The organism is Bacillus sp. N6, assembly GCF_052805735.1.
In genome coordinates, this window is record NZ_CM127843.1 from 3,033,126 (window position 1) to 3,055,681 (window position 22,556).

The 22,556-nt window shown below is 33.3% G+C and carries 21 protein-coding genes and 1 pseudogene; 3 read left to right on the top strand and 19 right to left on the bottom strand.

Features of this window, described 5'->3' with window-relative positions; translation table 11 throughout:
- Nucleotides 1-286 precede the first annotated feature (286 nt).
- The 6 genes from ACUXVC_RS15615 to ACUXVC_RS15640 all read right to left on the bottom strand — a co-directional run bounded on the left by ACUXVC_RS15615 (nucleotide 287) and on the right by ACUXVC_RS15640 (nucleotide 5,472).
- Complete coding sequence (locus ACUXVC_RS15615; protein ID WP_095690606.1) at nucleotides 287-1,165, bottom strand: LysR family transcriptional regulator; 879 nt, start codon at nucleotides 1,163-1,165, stop codon at nucleotides 287-289.
- A gap of 219 nt (nucleotides 1,166-1,384) precedes the next feature.
- Nucleotides 1,385-1,828, bottom strand: a complete 444-nt coding sequence (locus tag ACUXVC_RS15620; RefSeq protein ID WP_095690605.1) for a MarR family winged helix-turn-helix transcriptional regulator — start codon at nucleotides 1,826-1,828, stop codon at nucleotides 1,385-1,387.
- A gap of 463 nt (nucleotides 1,829-2,291) precedes the next feature.
- Nucleotides 2,292-3,242 (bottom strand): magnesium transporter CorA family protein, encoded by a 951-nt coding sequence (locus ACUXVC_RS15625; RefSeq protein WP_095690604.1) that lies wholly within the window; start codon nucleotides 3,240-3,242, stop codon nucleotides 2,292-2,294.
- Nucleotides 3,243-3,537: 295 nt separating this feature from the next.
- Complete coding sequence (locus ACUXVC_RS15630; RefSeq protein ID WP_095690603.1) at nucleotides 3,538-4,563, bottom strand: ParM/StbA family protein; 1,026 nt, start codon at nucleotides 4,561-4,563, stop codon at nucleotides 3,538-3,540.
- Between the two features lie 35 nt (nucleotides 4,564-4,598).
- Entirely contained in the window at nucleotides 4,599-5,000 is a 402-nt protein-coding gene (locus ACUXVC_RS15635) for a hypothetical protein (RefSeq protein WP_000683238.1), read from the bottom strand.
- Between the two features lie 85 nt (nucleotides 5,001-5,085).
- Nucleotides 5,086-5,472, bottom strand: a complete 387-nt coding sequence (locus ACUXVC_RS15640) for a general stress protein (RefSeq protein WP_095690602.1) — start codon at nucleotides 5,470-5,472, stop codon at nucleotides 5,086-5,088.
- Between the two features lie 119 nt (nucleotides 5,473-5,591).
- Here ACUXVC_RS15640 and ACUXVC_RS15645 point away from each other — a divergent pair, with 119 nt between their 5' ends.
- On the top strand, nucleotides 5,592-5,747 hold the full coding sequence (locus ACUXVC_RS15645; protein WP_095690601.1) for an acyl dehydratase: 156 nt from the start codon (nucleotides 5,592-5,594) through the stop codon (nucleotides 5,745-5,747).
- 125 nt (nucleotides 5,748-5,872) lie between these two features.
- Here the strand turns inward: ACUXVC_RS15645 and ACUXVC_RS15650 are convergent.
- The 6 genes and pseudogenes from ACUXVC_RS15650 to ACUXVC_RS15675 form a co-directional block, all read right to left on the bottom strand.
- Nucleotides 5,873-6,166: pseudogene (locus tag ACUXVC_RS15650) on the bottom strand (alpha/beta hydrolase); the annotation flags it as partial.
- Between the two features lie 115 nt (nucleotides 6,167-6,281).
- Nucleotides 6,282-6,581 (bottom strand): hypothetical protein, encoded by a 300-nt coding sequence (locus tag ACUXVC_RS15655; RefSeq protein ID WP_200510080.1) that lies wholly within the window; start codon nucleotides 6,579-6,581, stop codon nucleotides 6,282-6,284.
- Between the two features lie 402 nt (nucleotides 6,582-6,983).
- The gene (locus ACUXVC_RS15660; RefSeq protein WP_000564622.1) at nucleotides 6,984-7,106 is read right to left on the bottom strand and encodes a flavoprotein; all 123 of its coding nucleotides are present in this window, start codon (nucleotides 7,104-7,106) and stop codon (nucleotides 6,984-6,986) included.
- A 319-nt stretch (nucleotides 7,107-7,425) separates the two neighbouring features.
- Entirely contained in the window at nucleotides 7,426-8,529 is a 1,104-nt protein-coding gene (locus ACUXVC_RS15665; RefSeq protein WP_446025748.1) for a Ger(x)C family spore germination protein, read from the bottom strand.
- On the bottom strand, nucleotides 8,526-9,629 hold the full coding sequence (locus ACUXVC_RS15670) for a GerAB/ArcD/ProY family transporter (protein WP_446026154.1): 1,104 nt from the start codon (nucleotides 9,627-9,629) through the stop codon (nucleotides 8,526-8,528). Before ACUXVC_RS15670 ends, ACUXVC_RS15665 begins: the two co-directional genes overlap by 4 nt.
- A gap of 4 nt (nucleotides 9,630-9,633) precedes the next feature.
- The gene (locus ACUXVC_RS15675; protein WP_053564049.1) at nucleotides 9,634-11,181 is read right to left on the bottom strand and encodes a spore germination protein; all 1,548 of its coding nucleotides are present in this window, start codon (nucleotides 11,179-11,181) and stop codon (nucleotides 9,634-9,636) included.
- Nucleotides 11,182-11,637: 456 nt separating this feature from the next.
- Here ACUXVC_RS15675 and ACUXVC_RS15680 point away from each other — a divergent pair, with 456 nt between their 5' ends.
- Nucleotides 11,638-12,003, top strand: a complete 366-nt coding sequence (locus ACUXVC_RS15680; protein ID WP_001225224.1) for a YxeA family protein — start codon at nucleotides 11,638-11,640, stop codon at nucleotides 12,001-12,003.
- Between the two features lie 87 nt (nucleotides 12,004-12,090).
- Here the strand turns inward: ACUXVC_RS15680 and ACUXVC_RS15685 are convergent, their stop codons facing one another.
- The 3 genes from ACUXVC_RS15685 to ACUXVC_RS15695 all read right to left on the bottom strand — a co-directional run bounded on the left by ACUXVC_RS15685 (nucleotide 12,091) and on the right by ACUXVC_RS15695 (nucleotide 14,902).
- A complete protein-coding gene (locus tag ACUXVC_RS15685) occupies nucleotides 12,091-12,801 on the bottom strand; it encodes an alpha/beta hydrolase (protein ID WP_144465335.1) in 711 nt (236 codons plus the stop codon).
- 103 nt (nucleotides 12,802-12,904) lie between these two features.
- A complete protein-coding gene (locus tag ACUXVC_RS15690) occupies nucleotides 12,905-13,360 on the bottom strand; it encodes a TspO/MBR family protein (protein ID WP_000749744.1) in 456 nt (151 codons plus the stop codon).
- Nucleotides 13,361-13,471: 111 nt separating this feature from the next.
- On the bottom strand, nucleotides 13,472-14,902 hold the full coding sequence (locus ACUXVC_RS15695) for a cryptochrome/photolyase family protein (protein WP_144465337.1): 1,431 nt from the start codon (nucleotides 14,900-14,902) through the stop codon (nucleotides 13,472-13,474).
- Between the two features lie 213 nt (nucleotides 14,903-15,115).
- Between ACUXVC_RS15695 and ACUXVC_RS15700 the strand changes: the two genes are divergently transcribed.
- Entirely contained in the window at nucleotides 15,116-15,685 is a 570-nt protein-coding gene (locus ACUXVC_RS15700) for a DUF3841 domain-containing protein (RefSeq protein ID WP_000743889.1), read from the top strand.
- Between the two features lie 138 nt (nucleotides 15,686-15,823).
- On the opposite strand, the gene ACUXVC_RS15705 is transcribed toward ACUXVC_RS15700, so the two are convergent.
- The 4 genes from ACUXVC_RS15705 to ACUXVC_RS15720 form a co-directional block, all read right to left on the bottom strand.
- The gene (locus ACUXVC_RS15705; protein WP_095690595.1) at nucleotides 15,824-17,041 is read right to left on the bottom strand and encodes an NAD(P)/FAD-dependent oxidoreductase; all 1,218 of its coding nucleotides are present in this window, start codon (nucleotides 17,039-17,041) and stop codon (nucleotides 15,824-15,826) included.
- A gap of 299 nt (nucleotides 17,042-17,340) precedes the next feature.
- Nucleotides 17,341-17,862 (bottom strand): carbonic anhydrase, encoded by a 522-nt coding sequence (locus ACUXVC_RS15710; protein WP_065484320.1) that lies wholly within the window; start codon nucleotides 17,860-17,862, stop codon nucleotides 17,341-17,343.
- A 79-nt stretch (nucleotides 17,863-17,941) separates the two neighbouring features.
- A complete protein-coding gene (locus tag ACUXVC_RS15715) occupies nucleotides 17,942-20,548 on the bottom strand; it encodes a DUF2309 domain-containing protein (RefSeq protein ID WP_144465338.1) in 2,607 nt (868 codons plus the stop codon).
- Entirely contained in the window at nucleotides 20,548-22,080 is a 1,533-nt protein-coding gene (locus ACUXVC_RS15720; RefSeq protein ID WP_144465339.1) for an NADH dehydrogenase subunit 5, read from the bottom strand. The genes ACUXVC_RS15715 and ACUXVC_RS15720 overlap by 1 nt, the downstream gene beginning before the upstream one ends.
- Nucleotides 22,081-22,556 lie beyond the last annotated feature (476 nt).

The following is a 22,556-nucleotide window of genomic DNA, read 5'->3' on the forward strand; positions in this document are numbered from 1 at the left end:
TGCCGGTGGTTTTCTTTCTACAATAAGGATATGTAGATTCAAAATAGCAGTGTATATCCCTACATGGAATCTGTTACTATGCGATAAGACCAAAGAATTGATTGATTAACTTAACTTGTTTTTGATAGCCTTCTCTCCTTGCAAACTCTGTCTTTTTTCCTTAATTAAAAGTCAATGGTATCCCCCTTTTTGATCGACTACACCACACATATAACCCCACTGTCCTTTGACTTTAATATAGATTTTAATTTTTTCAATTGTTACACTAGAATCATTATTATTTCTATTACACTGATACTTTTTGAGAACCATTTAACTTCTGCATAAAGATGCGTGCTGCAAAACTTAAAAATTTATCATCAAAGTGTATAAGATTAATATCTTGACTTGGTGTTGGATCAGTAATACGAACTATGCTCAAAGTATCATTATTAACAAAGTTAACCAGTGAAAGAGGTATTATGGCAACCCCATGTCCATTGTATACAAGGCTCAATAGAGAAATAGAAGATTTTGTTTCTATATTTGCTTCAGATAAAGATAACCCTAAACTCTCACAATATATCTTAATAGATTCACGACAACTACATGAAACCATTACTCTACTGAGCCCCACTAATTCTCGAAAAGAAACAAATGATTTATCATTCAAAGGATGATTTTTTGGAATGACAAGGACGAGCTCTTCACTATACAAAAGGGTGTTTGTTAATGTGTCTGGAATTTGAGCACTACGTGTAATCCCGAAATCAATATTTTTGTCAACGATTTGATTTACAGCAACTTCGGATTCTATGATCTTTACTACAATGTTGGGATAATGTTGTTGAAACTTCATAATATAAGGTGTTAAATAAGTGAGATCCTCTAATAGACCTCCTATAGTAATCACACCTCTTTTTACACCCTTTAATTCAAAAATTTCATTATAAACGTCATCAAATTGTTGCATGATAAATTTTCCTTTATCAAATAGCAGCTTACCCGCTTCTGTCATTTTGATACCTCTTCCAACTCGATGAAACAAGGGTGTATCAAGTTCACCTTCTAAAACTCGTATTTGTTGACTTAAAGTCGGCTGTGAAATACCTAGAACTTCCGCAGCTTTAGTGAAACTATTATTATTACAAACTTGAATAAAATACTCTAAATGACGTAATTCCATTCTTGATACCCACTCTCCGCTTTATGAAAGATTTATAATTTAAAGGACGATATGTATACGTTAACATAACAACTTTATTTCATATTATACCGATTGAAATTACACGCTTTATTCATTTTGTATTATAATAAATTTACTACCATTTATTAATTTTTCCTCCTATTTATTTAAATTATATTTAATTAGGACATTACTAATTCGAGATATATTTCTAAAGATTTATAGTTCTAGTGCATAATACCCTATTTTTTTCAACTTTTCGATTATTATTTTTTTCTCAATATAGTCCAAACCACCAAATATTTGCTGAATCGCCTCTTTATGCTGAGGAAAAATAATATCCATTAGTTCAATACCTTCTGAAGTAATTGACGCATACGTGACACGGCGGTCTTTAGGACATGGTTTTCGTATTAAGAACCTCTTCTTTTCCAACTTATCCACTACATACGTGATACTACTACTTGCAAGTAATATTTTGTCTCCAATTTTTTGTATAGGCTGATCGCCTTTACTATACAGTAGCTCAAGCACTGCAAATTCTGTTGGATTAAGTCCATAACTTTTTATATCCTCTTCAATACGCTTAGTAATTGACTGTATTGCCCTAGATAATATAACAAATAACTTTAAAGATAAGCTCTCATCGTTAATCACGCTCATAATTACCAATCCTTTACAAGTTATCTTGAATTCGAGATTCATTATATTATCGTCAAAATATTATGTCAATCATTCATTTTAGCTTTATCAATCCATTTATAATTTATTTCTCAACATATGACATATGGAATTAGAAGAAAACAATTGTTAATATATAAGTATCTCAATTACGTTATTTCTTTTAAAGAGAGCTTGTTTTTAATCACAAGTTCTCTTTTGCCATATTCTAAATTGAATTCGGACAAATTTCAGATGATGAGTCTGCCCCCCCAAGTATATGATATAGTTTTTTTAACAAAGATTAGAGCCCTCCTACAAGAAGGAGGGCTCTAATCTTTCATATAAATATTCACCATTTTTATCATTGCGAGGACATCAAAACTTTAACTTGATGGGGATATGGTGCTATCTCAATTAACAAATATTACAAACCATATATCTATCATATTTTTTATAAACAGGATTAATTAGATTTAAAAAAAGATTTCTTTTTCTTTACTCGTAATAAGTCACCTGTCCATCCTTTGAATCGCATATACATATACATACCCGCTGTTGTGAAAATAATAAATAAGAGAGCGATTAAATAGCTATATTTCCATTCTAGTTCAGGCATGTATTTAAAATTCATACCCCATAATGCTCCTAAGGCTGTCAAAGGCGTACTTACAGCAGTTAATACAGTAAGAGCTTTCATAATTTCATTCCCACGATGAGAAGAAACAACTTCTTGTAAATGAATTATCGTGTCTAATTCTTCTTGGTACTCTTTAACGAGTTGTAATCCACGCTCTAATTTTACGTGTGTTTGTTTATAACAAAGGGTGTTTGTTAGGTTTTCTAGCCAAGCTTCCTCCAAGCCTTGTAACACTTCTTGTATTAAGCGAAACACATGTGTGTTCATAAATAATTCATGACGAATATGATAAATTCTTTCTAAAACTGCTATGTTATTATGATGATAAAAATCCCATAATACATTTCTGAAATTGTTTTCAAAATAGTCAACCTTTCGTAAATAGTGAGATATAAACATTGATAAGATGGCACATAATCCTTCAGCGGAACTATTACAATTTTTTATACCTATAGGGAAATTATGTAGTAATTTTTGTAAATCCTCTTCCTCTTTTTCCTGGACCGTTATCAGTATTCCATGCGCTACGAAATAATGAAGAAACTTTTGGATTTTGGCGTCCTTTTTATCTTGATCATATAAAAACGAACCATATACACAAGTTTGACTTGGTGAAAACGTATAAACATATAATCCATTTTCACAAGGAGAACTTATTTTTTTTACAAATTGAGAGAAATAAGATGTTACATCAGGAGGGATTATAGAAGAAAGTTTTTCAAGTTCACTAGTTTTCACATGATACCAATTCCATTTCGGCATTTTTATGCATTCCATCTTATTCTTCCTTTCTGAATAGTTTAATGTTTGATCGAATAATATCCGTAATATGAAATTTATATGTAGGTATTCATGTCTTGGAGGAAAAATTTTTAGATCCTCTAAATTACAAACTAAATGGCATAGGAGGTCTTCTTCTATTACAAGGAAGACCCCCTATATATTAGTTATTTGGATTCTAAATTTTAAACATTTCCTCTATACAAGCACTTGTCATCTTTTCTTATTTATATGTGGAAAAGAAGCCACATACTTTGGCAAGTCAATTCAACGAACTTCATTTCGGTCGTTATTATAATTTGGATTCATATGCAGATTGATTGGTGATGTCGTCAAATACTTGACTTCCAATCATATAGTATCCATGAAGTGCAGCCTCTTTCGAAGCGTCTACCATACGGAAAGAAGAAATTTCACCTTGCATTTTTTCAATTCGTTTTTTGTGGATATCTACTATTCCTCCTGTCCAAATAATAGTGTCATACTGGTCTAACTTAAATTGTTCTTGTAATACACGCATAACGTCTTGGAAATGTGTATCCAACTCTTTTTGAATCAAAGTATTAACCTGACTCGTCTGATGATTTTCTTCTTGACCTCCATATCCTTTTTCTAATACTTTTGGTATGTCGTTAATATGCAAGTGATCACTTTCCCCTGCATGATTCTGCAGGATATTTTTAATATTTTTCAAAGGCTTGCTACATCCTAGTTCCGTCTCATAATGATTTAAAATGACATTCTGTTTCATATCTGTCATTTCTAATGTACGAAATCCACCATCAATAATTAAGATACGATCTTGTTCCTGAATGATTCCCTCTTTTAAGAAATAGGCATGTAAAGCGACCGGTTGCTGAAGAATCAAAGTATTTTCCACCGTAATATTAATAAATTTCCCATCAATTTGCACAGAAGTTTCTTTTTTTAGTGCACGTTGTAATTGCTCATGCTGACTACCAAAACAAGTAACGGGAAGCCCGGTAACAACTAAAGGTAACACAACATTTTCTTTATAATCCTTTGCAATGCAACCAAATATTTGTTGTTTAAACTGTTCGCTTTCATAATAATTTTCTATTTCTTCGTCAAATGGAGGAAGAAATGAAGCGTCAGATTGATGTGCTTCATTTCCCATGTAGTATGCAAAGTCTAAGTCTATAAAACTTACCTTTGTTAAATCTTCACTTTCAACATGATTAGGTACAGGGGCTAGTGTGGAAGCTTCACTCTTAATCGTCACCTCAGAATCTACATCCTGTCGATATGCCCGCTTAGTAAAACCAATTCCTACATCAATTGCATACAGAGATTTCATACTTTTTTCCTCACTTTCTATTTTTAGAGTTAAATCTAGGCACTCTCTTCTTTCCCTTCTTTCACATATTTCTTTTCATTTTTCGTTTTTTCCCCGTCTAAGTTCTTACTATTTTCATTTATTTCGTAATCCTTTTCACCTGTTTTCTTTTTATTATTTTCGTTTTCTGTTAAGTCTTTAATGGTAGAAATGACAACTGGTGTGGCTGTAAGCAGTTGTGGTAATGTTTGTTTTGCAACATTAGCTGCAGTTACAGAAAATTGTTTACTTGTCTCAGTTACCTTCTCCAATGTTTCCTTTATGTTTCCTTCTTGTAGTTTTTCTTTTACGCTTTTTCCTTTTGTTTGTATAGCTTTCCGATTTTCTTTTTTTAATAGGGAGACTATGACTCCGGTCGTAATTCCAATCACAGTATATTTAAATATTGTATGTTTCATTTTTCTCATCCTTTTCTATTTTTATTTTCTTCCATGCTACAACCTAAAATAATTACCTTACCTATTTATCAGATATTGCAATCTATTAGAGAGAATGATAGTTTTGCAGCTGCCTATCAGTCGCCGTTGGTGTTTCAGCTGTTACTAGAAGTAAAATTCTCCCTTGATCTAGTTTTTCTTCATATAAATTAGCTTCCGCCTTCGACAACCCCATTTCCTCCATTTGATTTCGGAGCTCGTCCCCTTTTTTGGAGAAAAAGTTGATAATACTTGTTCCTAATCCTTGTTCTTTTACTCCAATCGTATTTATGTTTGTATCATCCGCAATCTTTTTTGTTAGATGTTTTTCATGTGCTAAGACGTAAATGTCATCTTGGTGAATCCCTTGCAATTCTAGCTCTTTTACTTTCATAACTACTTCATGTTCATTTTCATATTCATGAACCACCGGTTTTCTTTCATTCTTATGCATTGTATATTTCCTCCTTTAGATTTTTTATTTTTTTATTTAGTTGTTATGTAATATGTAATACACCTATTTTAAAGATGTTAAACCTAAATTTTCGAAAAATTTCATACAATAGGTTATTAATGTTTTTGAATATCAAAGCGATGTCACGAGAACTTTGCTTTGATAACAGTGTTACAAATAACGATTTGTTCGGAAGGCAAGCCCCTTATTTTATAGAAAATTTCTATTTAGAAAAAGTTACAAAAGGAGTACAAGATACTTTTTTCGTTAATTAAATCAAAAGAAAAATAAAAAAGCACTCCTTTTCAAAGAGTGCTTTTAAAAAACATATAACCTAATAAAGATGTTTCTATTTTGATTACAGAAAGAAAGTCGTTATTAAAACATATGGTTGCTAATTTTATTTCGTTCTTCCTTGCACCCAAGCAGCAATATCATTTATAACATACTCAGGGATATTAGCAGGATTATAATATTCATCCGGTTTACTTATTTCTCCATAACCTTCTGTAAATAAGGGATTTAACTTTGGATATAGTCGATAATCAACGTTATCTCGTTCTTTTAATTGTTCTTTCCAAAGAGGGATTTCGATTTTCGATTGAACTTGATAGTCTCGTTCTCCTTGAATAATAAAAAGCGGTGTCTTTTGTTCTTTTGACATTTCCACTGCTTTAATTTTATGGATAGAATCCTTACTTCACAGGATTTTTTTGCTGTTTTCACTATATCCTTACTATACAAATGAAAATATACAACGATACTAAATATACAAACTTTGCATAAAAAAATGATTTTATAGTATCTTTTTAATATCCATGTCCGCCTTGCCAACCACCATGTCCGCCCGGCCAACCACCATGTCCACCTTGCCAGCCACCATGTCCGCCTTGCCAACCACCATGTCCACCTTGCCAACCACCGTGTCCGCCTTGCCAACCACCGTGTCCACCTTGCCAACCACCGTGTCCACCTTGCCAACCACCGTGTCCGCCCGGCCAACCACCGTGTCCACCTTGCCAACCGCCTTGCCAACCACCGTGTCCACCCGGCCAACCACCGTGTCCGCCTTGCCACCAGCCTGCATAGCCTTGTCTCTGTGAGTTCATTCCTTCGCATCCCTTCTTATTAAAAATTCAAATACTGTAACTGGGTATTCTCTAAATATAATTATGTATCCCAAAAATAAATGTATCCGCAAACATCCCGATTATTGGTAAAGTAATTATCTAATGAAAAAAACATTTATTATTGCAAATCTAAGCTCTATTATTTTTTGCTTTTCCAAAATTTTTTCGCTATTTTATTAGCGTAATACTTTTGAGATTCAATTTCATCATAGTTACTTAGTATTAGAACAGACCAATCATTACTTGCGATCCTTTTTCAACATTACATCAGAATCCATAGTTGGGCTTTAGTTATACAAAGAAAACGATACTTCACTATTGAAGTATCGCAAAAAAACTATTTACTTACATTATTATGACTATAACCCTATCCGGTATTAGTTACTCACCTAAAATTGCAAATGGGCTAAATGATTCATAATGAATCAATTCCTTTTCTATACTGTGTTCTTTTAATACTGGAGCCGTTGACTGCACAATTTGTATTGTTTTCTCGTCAATCATAAATGGTACATCCCTTCGTATACAATGTTTTTATAAAACATTAGCATTATTTGAAATTTACCTTTCATAATTTCATTTTTTACTTTTAACTTCAGAATATCGAATCTTTTTTTATTATGGATCTAAACTGATCCAATAGTGATTCTGACGCAATTGCTCTGAAGTTTTTACACTAGAACCTTCTTATTTACGCATTGAAAAATGTTACCTATAACGGAAAAGCCCAGATAGCGATGTGGCGGCACTATTATTAAAGGCATTTCTCCTTCTAAAACAGACAGTACTTGCAATCTTAGTACGAATCACAGTTGAATTCATGTTACTTAATCGTACCCATTCCGGCAATTTTAATCTTAACCTTGACGTTTACATCGCCTTTTGCTAATTCGTTACCCCAATTTTTTTGTATTTTTTTCCATTTAGGATATGTGTATGTTCTTGCATATCCTCCAAGCCCAATAGGATCAATTTTGGCGGTTTGTATTTTTTGTATTAATTGCTTGAAATCAGCTTCTAGCTTAGTTTCAATCGCCTTTTGTAATTTTGCTGCATCCTTTCTAGTGTTAAACGAAAAAAGTCGTTCTGTAATACCGATTCTCATCTTTACATCTACATTAAATATAAAATGATCATCATATCTTGCCTTTGTCTTTACTTTAATACCATAGGCAGTAAAACTTATCAAATCTTTATCTTGACTATCTGAATTTAACTTAATTGGAACTGTAAATGGTAACTCCCCTGCAGTCCCTTGTTGCAAAATGCGTAAGAGTTTGTTTTCATCAGGTTTCAGTGTTAATTTATACTTTCCTTTTTCATCCAATAAGGCTGTACCTGTCACCCAAATTTTATTCTTTTTTTTCAGTTCAGTAATATTTGCTGTTAGCCCTTTGTCTGCTCTTTGTTCATATAATTCTTGAAGTGTTGTTTTCACCGTGATATTTCTTAAAAAAGCGGTATCAACTAGTTTTGTTAAATATATAGGAAGCCTTGGTTTATCTTTTGGACTATAGAAGATGACGTCTGAAACAGGTCCATCTACAGCGACAACCCTTGCGGTAACAGTATTTTTGGGATCACGGTAAAATGGATCAAGGTAAATTTCCCAGTTTTTTTGTTTCAGTAGCCTTTTTCCAACTAAAATAACCTGTGTTTTACTTCCGGCGGTAAGTGCCATAACCGTAGCATCAAATTGGTCTCTTGCTTTTCGAACCGTAGCAGATTTCACACCAGTAGTTTCTTCTTTTATTTTTGCTTCTTTATTGAAAACAGGGCTTGATATATACACTAATAAATTATCATTAGGATCTAAATCGATACCAAGAATAAGAGTAAGAGAAACATCTTCAACATTTCTTTGATCGAAGCATCCAGTCATCAAGAACACCAATAACAAAATACAACATAGTACTTTTCTTTTCAATGTATTCTCCTCCGGCGAAACTTCTCATATAGACAGCAATACAGCCATAAAATAATAGGTAATATATATGTTACTCCTAATCCAGTATTCGATAATACCTGTTGCCAAATTTCAGATTCATTCCAACTAGGATGAGTCCAAAATGTGAATCCGATAATAAGCAATAAGAGAACAACTACATGAGAGCTGTGATCTTGTTTTCCAAGTAATTGGCTTGAACAAAATACAGAACAGTATAGGGCAGGGATCCATGATGTGGAAACAATGGTTAAGTAAACAGCCAATAAAATCATGTCAAAACGTTCTAAAAAACGAAATTCAATTACTTTCAGTAAATTTATTACCGGTTGATTATATTGCGTAATGCTATCAGGGCTAAAATAGGCAAAGCAAACAATAGTAGCAAATAAATAAAATAACATCGTTAAGGTGTTTGCTATAACCATTCCATGGACTGCATACTGTTTTTTTTGTAAAAATGGATATAAAAAGAAAGCAATATCAAACCCTAAATAAGCATAAACAGTGCTTGGTACAGCGGTTAATATCGGTTTCCACCCTTCTTTTAAAAGCGGAAAGAAAGGCATCCAGCTTCCATTCCCTATAAGAGGGATTAAAAAAAATATCGGAATCCAAAGCGCCATATAAAAAAAAAGTTCGGCGTATCGTCCTAAAATACTAGGACCGTTACGTGCAACAAAATAGGTAGGAATCGAAAACAAAAAGATAACGATATAGTCAGGCGTTTTCGGGAGAAGCCATCCCTTAAGGTAAAGCATAGCGTTTATAAGAACGATACAAGAATAAAAAGCGAAGTATATCATGTAAATAACAACGAATGCTTTCCCTACTATTTTTCCAAACAATCGTATAAGAATATCATAAATCGTATCCTCAGGATATCTCGCAGCTGTTTTCACTATAAACACACCTGATATTGTGGAGAAAATCCAACCAATCAATATAGCTATCCATCCATCTGTTCCAGCCTTTTCTGCAAGCACACGTGGAAGCGATAAAACGCCAGTGCCCACCTGCACTCCATTAATTAAAATAATATACTGCATAAGAGTGATTTCATTATAGGCATACTTTTTCATAATTTCACCTTTTATTACGATTCTTTCCTTGTCGAATAGTTTGATCGGTTCCATTCCCCTTAGGACGCCTTCTTATTGTCCATAAAGGAAAGCGTACAAAAACATCTTTCATATCTGCAAAACGAAAGGGTGCTAATGGTGTTCCGTAAGAAGTACCTAGCGATTTAAGACTACTTAGATGCCCAATTAAAGTCATCCACCCGATAACAAGTCCTACAATTCCAAATAAGGCAGCTGCTAGCATCATTGGAAAGCGTAAAAGTCTTACTGCCGCTCCCATATCATAGTTAGGGATAACAAAAGAAGAGATGGCGGTAACAGCAACAACAATAATCATAATATTGCTTACAATTCCCGCCTGAACAGCCGCCTGGCCGATGACAATACCACCTACAATTCCAACTGTCTGACCAATCGGAGTAGGTATCCGTAAAGCCCCTTCTCTCATCGTTTCCAATGTTATTTCCATAAGTAACGCTTCCATAACTGGGGAAAAGGGTACGCGCGTTCTTGATTCAGCAATAGATAAATATAGCTCTACAGGAATAACTTCAAAATTAAAGGAAATAAACGCAACATAACTCGCAGGCAGAAATAAAGCAACCATAAAGGCGACAAAACGAAGCAACCGAATAGACGAAGCAACTAACCACCTTGTACCGTAGTCATCGACTCCTTGAAAAAAGGAAATAAAATTTGTTGGAGTAATTAACACATTAGGTGAATGATCCATTACAGTTACAAATCTACCCTGTAGAATGTGAGATACAGCCAAATCAGGTCTTTCAGTTAATATAAATTGCGGAAACGGTGAGTAAGGGTGATCTTCAATGAATTCTATAAGTTCGCCATTACTAGCAACAGCGTCGATTGTAATATTTTGAATTCGTGTTTCTAATTCCTTCAGCACATCTTCAGAAGCTACATCTTTCAAATATAAAATAGAAATTTTGGTTTTGCTCCGTACACCAATTATTATTTCTTTTATCGCTAATTCACGATGAGGAATATATCTTCGAATCATTGCGATATTTTGACTTCCAGTTTCTATGAAAGCTTGATGTGCTCCTTTTAGAGCTATTTCGTTATGTGCGTCCTCAACACTTCTTTGTGGCCACCCTTTTGTATCCAATTGATGTGCTGTTGTTCGACTGTGAATTAATAAAACACTATCTCCCCCAAAAATAGCATTTTCAATCTGACTTAATGTATTAATAATCTTAATTTGTCCTAACGGAATTGGAAGTTCTCTATTAGTATCAAAATCAATATTCATCAAAGGACTGAGAACATGATTTTGAATCAATTCTTTATCTGTTAATCCAGATAAGTATACTAAGGCTGCTTCTAATCCACCTACTGTTATTTGAAACTGCCGAATTACTAAATCAGGCGCTTGACGAAATATATTCTGAATATGAGCTATGTTTTTGGATAAATCAGCGTCTAAGAGGGAGTCTTCAATATTTTTTTCCTGAAAATGAGTATTGTCTCGTATTGAACATGACTTAGGGTTGTCTCTATATTTTAAACGCCTCAAAAATTTAGCCATGATTCCCTCACTTTCTATGTACCTTTTATAGTATGTTTAGTATGCATATATTAAGGAAAAATATCCTAATAGTTCCTACAATTACACTTTTAAGACATTAGATACATTTCTTGCTGTCTTTTTTACTCATGTATTCCTTTTTGTTGTTGATGTAACTTTTCAATTGTAACTGACACACATTTGAAACTCTAAACCCTCTCTCTTCCCTAACAACTACTAATTTTAAAATTTCAGAATCTAAATTGTGTAAATTCCCCAATACTCGCTACCCTATAAAGATACATGTTTAACATGTTGATGATAGTTTTTCTTTTCTCTTCTATATGTTCTAGTGACATAATGTTTGGTTAAAATAACCTTTAAACTCTTTTAAGAAAAACTTAAGAAAATCTCCCTTTATTCATAAGAATTTTTTTCTATACTGAAGCATGTAAATGAACAAGAGGAGAAACGATAATGAGAAAATTTGTAATTTGCATATTAGGAATAGGCCTTCCTATATACTTACTACCTTTCATATTACGCGGGGATTTAGACAGATTTAATCCGATTGCTGAAGAAAAAAATGTATATGCCGTTGCGAAAGGATATGGTGTTCCGGATTATCATCAAAAAGGAAAAGCTATGTACTCACTAAAAGCTGTTGATGAATTAAGCAATGAAAAAGAATATAATGTTGGAACGAACACGCCTAATGATTTTATAAGAAAAACTTACTTAAAAATTCATGTAAAAGGAAAGTATGTGTATTCTTACGATATTATTTCTAAAGAGGATATTCCGGAGAAAATAAGGGGACAATTGGAGATAGCAAATAAATAAAAGAGCCAATTCATACGAGTTGGCTCTTTATTCTCTCTTCCATCTACCGCTGGGAGAATTCTTTCGGTAGATTTATTAAATTCGTTATCATTGTTTCAATAACCATTCTTCAATTACTTTCACTGTTTCATCTCGTTGTGCTTTTGGCGTAATTAAACTCGCATTATCACTTTTTTGCTCACCGTACATGCCAAAATTAGCATGATTCCCCCCTTTTATCATGTGCATAGTTGTATTTTTTGACATAAACTTTTTATTGTTCTCTATTTTTTCTACAGTTGCTAAAGCATCTACTTCCCCGTAAATTGATAACATTGGAATCGACTTAGTAGAGAAGTCATCTGCAGGATACGAACCTAAGAAAATAATCCCGTCTACCTTTTCTTCATGTTGAAAGGCATACCTAGAAATCATAGCTCCACCCATTGAATGCCCAGCAACATACCATTTTTGAACTTCAGGATACTGTTCAATTACACTATCTACCTCATTTATTCCAAATATCGCTAAGTTTAATGGTAACTTAGGCATTACTACAAAATGCCCATCTTTTGCAAGTGCTTCTCCTAAGTAACTATAAGCCTCCGCTTCTACTTTAGCTCCTTGATAAAAAATAACTCCTATTTTTGCATCTTTCTCTCCAAAAACTATATAATCTTCATCTTTTTTATCATCTACTAAAGACAAAGCCTCTTTCGTTGGTTTATAAGTAAACTGAGACCAAGTTAAAAAAGTAATACTTCCGATGAGTAAAATACCTAGTAAAGAGTACAGAACAATTTTTATCCATTTCTTCACATATATGACCTCCCTAAGATGTGTATATTCTATACTTTAGATTATCATTAATAAACATAAAAACTCGAGCATTTTCATTGTGCTCAAGTTTTCATTTACGTCTTTAATTTATACTATAAATTGTCCAAGATAAATATGTAGCAAATGTAGCCCATAAAAAATATGGGATTAGCAACCATGCCGATACTTTAGATAAATTGGAAGAAAACATAATGAGAAGTAACGTAGTAATAGCGACTAGTAAACAATCTACTGTTGCTAAAAACAAATTCTTTTGGCTAAATTGAAAGTAGCTGAACGCTTGATTGAATATATAATTTAAAAGGAATAAAAACCAAAATGTTTTTGGCTTGAATCCATAGTTGTTGTAAATAATTGCAACTGATAATGCAATAAGTCCAAATAATACAGCCCATATCATTCCGATTGTCATACCAGGAGGTGTCCAAGACGGCTTTTCTAACGCATCATACCAAGTACGATCAATAGGGAATAAAACACTAGAAACATAAAACAAACCATATGTTAGTAAAAATACTATAATACTAGATTTTTTCATAAACATTCTCCTTTTTACTAGAAGATTATAGAAACTTTATATGATTAGTATGTCCTTGTAATGGATAAAATCCTAATATTTAAATTCCAAATACATATTGTTTAACCTATTTCATACAAATTCTTTCATACTTTTATATGCACAAAGGGCTCTCTCTCGTGCTGCCTTATGATCAACAATCGGATAAGGATATGTATCCCCAAGTTTTATATTGGATTTTTGTAAAATACGCTCAGGTGCTTCCCAAGGTTTATGTATATATTTGTTTGGGATATCTCTTAATTCTGGTACCCATCTTCTTATATACTCTCCATTTTTATCAAACTTTTCTCCTTGTGTGATGGGGTTAAAAATACGAAAGTACGGTGATGCATCTGCTCCGCTTCCAGCAACCCATTGCCATCCCATTGTATTATTTGCAATATCAGCATCTAGTAGTGTATCCATAAACCATTTTGCTCCTTTTTGCCACGGAATTAACAAATGCTTTACAAGAAAAGAGGCTACAGCCATTCTTGCCCGGTTATGCATAAAACCTGTTTGCCATAGTTCTCGCATTCCCGCATCAATAAACGGATAACCCGTTTTCCCCTTTTGCCATACTCTTAATAACTCCTCTTCCTTATCCCACGGGAAATTTTCAAAGCTCTTATTAAGAGGTCTATATACTGTAAATGGATAATGATATAGTAAATAATAAGAAAACTCTCGCCAAATTAATTGACGTATAAAGCTATTAACTTGTTTTTCAAAAAGACTACATTGTCTTTCGGTACTTTTATTTATTAAGTAATGAAACATTAGCTTTACTGATATTTGACCAAATGAAAGATACGGTGCCAACATCGAATGGACATTTTGATCTGGAAAATCTCTTCCTTCACTATAAGAGACTAATTTGCTAGAGAAAAATTTCTTGAATGTTTTATATGCCCCTTCTTCTGTCGGATCCCATATTACTTCCATATGAGATGTCCACGGTATAGTCGGCAACAAGTGTAATTCTGAAACAGATAAGCTTGCTGGTAAAGAGTTTCCCCACTTTATACTCTGCACTCTGCTAATAGGTTTAAGTATTACCTGCTTTTGAAATGCATTGTAAAAAGGCGTAAACACCTTATATTCAGTGTTATCTTTCTTTTTAATAATCCACGGTTCTAATAATAAATGCGAATTAAATTCTTTACAGATAATACCTTTATCCTCTAACATCATTTTCATTTTTTGATTAGATTGTAATCTGTCCGGATCGTAACAAATATTCCAATATACAGCTGTTATATCTAATTGTTCTATGAGAGAAAGTATTTCTTCCTCCGTACGTCCTTTACGAATTATTAAAGTAGAGCCCAATGCCTCAAGTTGCTTCTTTACATCTATTACAGCATGGTGCAACCACCACTTTGCCGCACTTCCTATTGAAAAAGTTTCATCTTGTATATATACAGGAAGAACCTCACCAGACTGAACAGCCTCAAATAGAGCTGGGTTATCATATAAACGAAAATCTTTTTGGAACATAACAATAATTTTATTTTGCATGGCTATCCTTTCTAATTCTTAAAGCACAATTCATTCTTTATTAGAACAAATACTTCTGTTATTTTTAAATGATTATAAGAATCATTTTTTGTAATTGCAAACAAACTCTTCTATCTTTAATGGATTTTTCCAACTCTTAATAAAGATAAAAATATAATGCACTTTGTACTTATCTTAAACTCTTATAAAATAAAAAAGAAAATGGAGAGAAAGATGAAAAAACAATTTTATAAACAATCAAACTTAAATACATCTATAGATTCAACAATCCTATGGACTTTTCAAAACCAAAATGCCATAAATACACTTTTGAATGAAGGTAAGCTTATAGCCGATCCTATTTTTGTTAGTAAAGAAGATTGCACAGCATATAAATACATTGTAAGACACATGAAACAGAAAGGTATTGACTTTATTATAGATTTACCCATTTGGGCATGGCATTCATGCAATGGTTACCAAAAGAAGCCTACTTATGAGACTGCAAGAGAATTACTATCAGATATTCAATTAGAGAAAGAAATATACCTCATCGAATTCACATGTCCTAATTTTTTATTCATGTTAACAAACTATAGCGGATGGTGCGACATTTATTTTAAACTTACTGGCAATCCTAAAGCAAGTGTAACAAATGATGAAGAAAAATACTTATTTAATCTTTACCCTACCATTGAGGAAGAATGGGAATATCATCATATCCAAGCAACTCTACCCTACCTAAAAAAAGAATGGATTATACAAATAACTGAACTTAGTAAAATGAATGGATTTAACAAATAATATTGTTTATGAATGCTTTATTTAAGCATTCATAAACATAACAAATAGTCACATGAAACTAATACATTTAAAATAGCGTTTTTTTATAATGGAACCCTAAATAAGCTCCTTACTACTATGATTTTGTATACATGCAGTTTACTCATTTAGTTTTGGTCTAGTTTGTAAATATAAATTCAAATCTGGACTTGAACCGTTAATAATTATATCTCGAACAATTTTAGAAAGTACCATACTATAAACTAATCCATTATCTCCATACGCATAGATAAAGTGACAATTTGGAAACTCTTCATACATTCCAATTATAGGTAAACCATCATGAGTACCACCATAAAAAGCACTTAAATAAAATTCAGGTTCAACTGTTATATTGGGAAAGAGCTTATTAAATTCATTCACTAATTTCTCTTTTTTATGGATTAATTTTGAATCTCTTTCTTGAGCAATGTTTGTATCTTCATCTAATCCACCTATAATAATCCTATTATCTGCAGTAGTTCTCATATAAATATATGGTCTCGCAGTTTCCCAAATGAGAGTGCGTTTATACCAAGAAGATAAATCTTCCACAGGATTAGTAACAATTGCATATGAGCTAATCAGTGTAGCGTTCTTTTCCTTTTTAAATTCCAATCCTTCATATCCTGCAGCCACAATTACTTTATTGGCAGTAATAGAATTGCCCTCCTTTGTATAAAAGATAGCACATTCTTTCTCTAACTTTTTGCCAACAATCTCTGTATCTTCATAAATGTGAACTCCTTTATTAGAGGCTTGTTCTAATAAACTATGTGTAAATTTATAAGGATTTATTTCACCATCATTATACGTATAAATAGCTGCACGTTTTTTAAATGGATATCTCTTTCCAATTTGTTTTTCTGATAACCAAGCCGCTTTAAAATCATGCTTATGTAAGTAATACAGTTCCTTTTCTAATTTCTTTATATCCTCTTCATAACTTGCATAATATAAGCTGTCACGTCGTTTAAAGTCAGAGCAATAAGGCAAGTTTTGATCAGCATATTCAATATCATTAATAGCTTGTTCACATAATTTCATATGCTTAACTGCATACTCTTCCCCAAATGTATTTACAAGTTCAAAAAACATCTTATCACCTAAATATTGAATAAGTGCTGTATTTGTAAGGTTACTTCCATGTCCTACCTTTCTTTTATCAACGATAACAATATTTAAATCTGATTCACTCAAATAGTATGCTGATTGAGCACCCGAACTTCCTGCTCCTATTATTAGTACGTCACATTTTATATCTTCGTCCAAACGAGGATAAGAAGGTGTATTAGAAAAAGTCGTGTTCCAATATAATTTCCCTTTCTGTAAATCCATTTTAATTGCACCGTCCTAAATAAAATAGTTATATCCCCATCGGTATCTCCAAATCATTCTTACTATATACTTCTTATCAAAATTATCTTGCTATCATGAATAAAGGTTTTCATAAACCTAAAAGCCTTGTCTTAAAAATTTTTTCGAAAAAACGTCAAATAATTTTTTATTTTTATTATAAAAAGAGCAAAAGATCTCTATTTATAGAAGATTTCTTTTACTCTTTTTAAAGGAAATAACTCCAAATATTTAACATATTATAGTATCTACCAAATAAAAGTTGCTTATCTATTGATAACTTACACATAAGAATGCATTTGTTTCACTACTTTATTAACAGAAACTTTAACAACCGTTTCTTTTTCCCCTGTTCTATCAATCTTGAAACCATGAACTTTAACATCAGACGGTACTAGTGGATGATGACAAATCATATCTATACTCTTCTCAATATTTTCACTAACATTTTCTTTTCCACTTAGCCATTCATCAAGGCTACCACTTGAAAATTCAGGCATGCAATTTTCAAAGAGATAGTCTAGTTCCCTGTTATTTTTTATGGAATCACGTTGAATTTGTAGATTAACTACATCAGTTTCTTTATCCTCTATTCCTACAACAAAAATTTCTTCAACATTTTCTTGATAAATAGCAATAATAATAGATCTCATTATATCTCCATAAGGATGTACAATTACAGAATCGTAGCTGTGTATAGTCAACATGTTTTCTTGTTGAATGTTAGTTACTTGTTGGATAATAGGCTCTATTCCATGTTTAATGTCTGTTAACAATAAAACTTTTTTATTCTTTGAATTCATATGGAGCACTCCTTCTTCATTATTGTATTTATGAAACTTTTAAGCTAGTAACAATAGTTGATTATGCATTGCATGATTGTTACCAGTTTTTCCAGCGTCCCTCTGGATTAACACTTGCAAGTCTAACCCATCCATTTTGAACTTTTTCTCGAAATGTGAAATCATTATTTAGCAAACGTTCTATATATTGAATAGGCGCTTGAATTACAATTAGTAAACGAAGTGGTGAATGATACGTCTCACTATCTGACTGCATAACGGATTGCCAAGGTAAGCCTGGCAACAAATCACTTGCATTTCCCTGCATAACACCGAGACCCGCCGTTACGGTTTGGGTTGTTTTGTTTCCACTACCATAATAATGAGGAGCTACAGTTGAAGCGTAGTATTGTAGATTTATCCACTGAGCTACTGTTCCTGGTCCTGCAATAATGTTAGCTAATATATCGCCACTTTCATCCTGTTTCCAATCATAATTATGGAGGAAAGCCCTACCTTCTAAGTCACAATCCTGAGTTAATTCTCGTTGCCCTATAATAAAAGATGCATTACGAGCTAATCCCCATTCTGGACGTATTTCACTCCAATCTTCTGCAAATCGATGTGCCTCTTTACTCGCATTTTTTATTTTCGTTTTAAAATTTGGTAATTGCGTTAAACGCTCTCTATTTGCATGTTGGCTCACATTTGGCATAATCGACTCGATACAATCAAATGCTTCTTGCGCAGTTTCCGAAAGTTCTGGGACGTAAATCCATTCCAATTCATCCACTGTTGTTTTATGTTCAGCTGCTGCAAAAATGGTGTCCTCAGGAATTTTAATACCTTCAGCAAACAACGCCTCTCTCACTTCTGGAAGATTACATAAAGTAGCGAAAACTCTTGCATTAAACCCTCCCGCTGCTCCGCCACACGCACCACACTCAAGCGCTGCAGCATAAGGATTGTTCGTACTTTGACTACTGTGGCCGCACATGACAACTAAAGGAGCGAAACCTTCTGTTAATCCCACCATTTTTAAAGCTTGACGCACATAGTTCACTTTTTCTTCTTTCGTAAAACCGATAGGTATCTCACCCTTTGTGTCATGAACATGATTAAGCGAGAATGTTGTATCAGGTTTTTGTAACATAGTTTTACGAAGGTTACGAATGAAACCACCAACTCCTCTTGGGACAAAACTTCTTGTCACCATCTGTAGACCAAGTAAAGGACCACTTAACTCAGGTAGCGCCATACTTGTCAGTACGTTCTGTTTCATCGTTTTAAATGTATAACGTACCGAACTGCCTACCCTCTTACGTTGCTCATAAGATTTAAGTTCATTTTCATTTGTGAGCTCTTTTATTTGATGTTTCGGTTTGAGTATAACTGGCAAAGAAGGATGGTTGTTATTGCTACCTAGTTCACTAGTTGCAATTGGTAATCCAAAGAAACCAGCTATCCCAAATGTTTCAAACGGACCTAATTTTTCAAGATGGCGACGAAACGGTTCTGAACGTACATCAATACAGAATGCTAATTGAGCTAATACACGCTTTTTATCATCGGTTGCACGTTGTGTAGAAGCAATCTTCTCCCTTAATTGCTCTGCATGCGTTTGTTCCCAAGCTTCCATCCAAAGTTTCCTGCGAATATTTTCATCAAAACGATAAGCGAATACTAATAATTCACTTTGCTCAGCAGCAGGCATTTGTAACCATTCCCGTGTTGAAATATTCCCCCAATAGATCCAAGAAGCTATAAGTGGGACGATCGAAACTTTTTTCTCAACCTTTTGATGTTTTAAAGGTAAATAAGGTTTTGCAATAGCCAGCTCCATAGAAATTCGAACTGCTAAATATTCTATGAGAAGTTCCTGTTCCTGAATTGATTGTTGTGAGCGCCATCGTATCATTCCTGCCCACCCAGGCAAAGAAAGCAAGTGCCCTTCAAGGTAAGATTGTATGTTAGATTCAGAAATTCCTAGTTCAGATAATGCTCTCGCTAAAGCTACTTCGGCATCTTCTGGCCAATCTTTTAAAACTTTACGCTCATTTTTACTGAGCGCTGGATCAAATTTAATAAGGTGTTGCCATGCACGATAAAAACCTTTCTCTCGATTTGGCATCGTCCAACTTGATCCAGAGTCATCAAGATATAATTTACACCATTTAATGATATGATAATTAAGAACATCAGATAGGTTTTCACTATTTTGATTCTCTATAAGCGAACTTATTGGCTGCATAACAGACGCTTTCATACTTGCTGTATTTATATAACTCATTTCTTCTGCCAATTTATTTACTTCTGGCGATGATAATAGACTAGAAGGTAATTTTTCTAACTTTAAAGCTGCTTGGCAAAATCGCTCTGCTTTCTCTCGCGGAATATTAAAAGATTGTGAATCCAGCCAACGAGACAAACTCATTTGTAAAAATGATTCCTCAATCTCACCTTTTGCTTTTGCCGAATGAATCATGGAGGCACTAGGATAAATATCCACATTACGAGCTTCTTTTAACCAATTTGCGACTTGTTCAAATGATTGCTTTTCAAGTCCCATCCAAGGGTGGTGAGCTGCAAACGTCGAGATAGGCCAAAGTGGTGCAATAACTCGGCTAGCAGATGCAACTAAATCATTTATATTATTTTCTTGCATATCAATGTTTGTATCTTTCTTTAATATTGACGGTATGCTCATCACGAATTACCTCCCTTTGATACATAATGTTTCAGATAGCTTGGGTGACTTTCTACTGACTTTCTTCTCGCCTCACCTACTCGAACTAACCAAAGATAAAGTACAGCGAATAAAGCAGAAGATTGATGACGAGTAACGAAAGTACTAATAATACTACTAAATAGTAAAATACATATAACAAAGATAACGGCTGGAGCTGAAGGTTGAACACTTTGATAAATATCAGTATGCAACCATTTATAAAGAGAATTATGAACAGTAAAGTAAATGAGAGAAAATCCAATCAAAACAATTAAGCCAGCAATTCGTCCCATTCTTCCCTCTCCAAAAACAACAAGCTGTTTCCATGAAAAGTATAGTGACCATCCTAAGATTAACGCACTAACTAGTTGATACCCCTCTCCAGAAGTCATAAACCAGAAAGTAATTGCTATAAATGATCCTAAAACACGTCCAACTATACTCCACAAATTGGACATCTTTTCATTAGACTGATTCACTACCCCAAAACGTTGCACGGAAGAACCAGCTTGTAAAAATAGTGTAGCTTTAAACAAACCATGTAAAATTAAATGAATAACAGCTGCTAAATAGGCGCCTAATGCACATTGAATAAGCATAAATCCCATTTGTGCAATAGTTGAACCTACTAGCTGACGTTTATAATCAACTTGGACTAAACTAATTCCTGTACCTATTAAGACAGAAATACTAGAGAAAATTAGTAAAATTATTTGTGCAATATCATCATGAAAAAGAGGTGAAAATCTAGTTAACATGATACCGCCAGCATTTACTAAACCCGCATGCATAATAGCAGAAACAGGAGTTGGAGCAACAGCAGACTCAATTAACCATCTTTGAAAAGGCCATTGTGCTGCTGGAATCATCACAGCTAATATAATTAATAAGTTAATTCCTGTTCTCTCCAATGTTCCATGTAGCGCTACATTTTCATTCGTTAAAACTGATGTTAACTGCCACTGTCCTGTTACTTGAAAAAGCCAAATGATAGCTGATAGTAAGGCAATCCAACTTATTGTAAATAAATAGCCAGAGATTTTAGTTGCTTCACTAACTACTTTCCAACCTTTATTTAGCCCTATGAGTAGAACCAATCCTATAAGCGTTGCTCCCCAACAAATGAGCATTAAACGAAGATCATCACTTAACCATGCAACCGAAGATACACCTGTAGTAAATGTAAAAAGTGCAAAGTATTTTCGATATGAGTGATCCCCCATTAAGTAACGTACAGAGAAACGCTGAATGATTAAACCAATTGTAAGAACAAAGAAAGCCATTAACCAAGCTAAAGTATCTAGATGCCAAGGCCCCACAACTCTATCTCCATTGTTATTAACAAGTGCGAGTAAAGAAACCAATGAAGGTAAAGCAGCGATACCAATATGGATATGAACAAAACGTAAAGGTACCCTTGCATGTAAAAACAATAATCCACTTAGCCAAGAAGCACTAAGCGCCATAAAAAATAAAGTTAACAGTGTTGATGAACTCAGCGAAATTAACATGTTAAATACTCCCTTCTAAGCGAAAATAGCCTATAAAAATTCCTTTTAATTACGATAGTTTTTTAAATTTCAATTTTCATTCACTCTTTTTCGTGCATCGTTTTTTCCCATAAAAAAAACCGACAACTTCCATAATTCAATGATTTTATATCATCATTGAATTATGGAGATTGTCGGTTTCACTTCAACTAACTTCAATAAAGTTTTTTGAAGAGCTCCCATTTTATAGAGGATAGTAATGTATGTATTACTCCTATTAAAAATAACAGTATATCTCTGATCTCCTAGATTATGCAATCAATATATCAATTTATGTTATGCGCTATCTTTCAATTAAGAAACTTTTTCATTTAGTCAATATTACATATTAAAAAAATGCTAAAGCCTTAATTATAGCAAACAGTTAAAATAAGCATCTATTAATTTTTTAAAACAATTATAAGATAAACTATATTAAGCAGTTTGTCAATTTATTT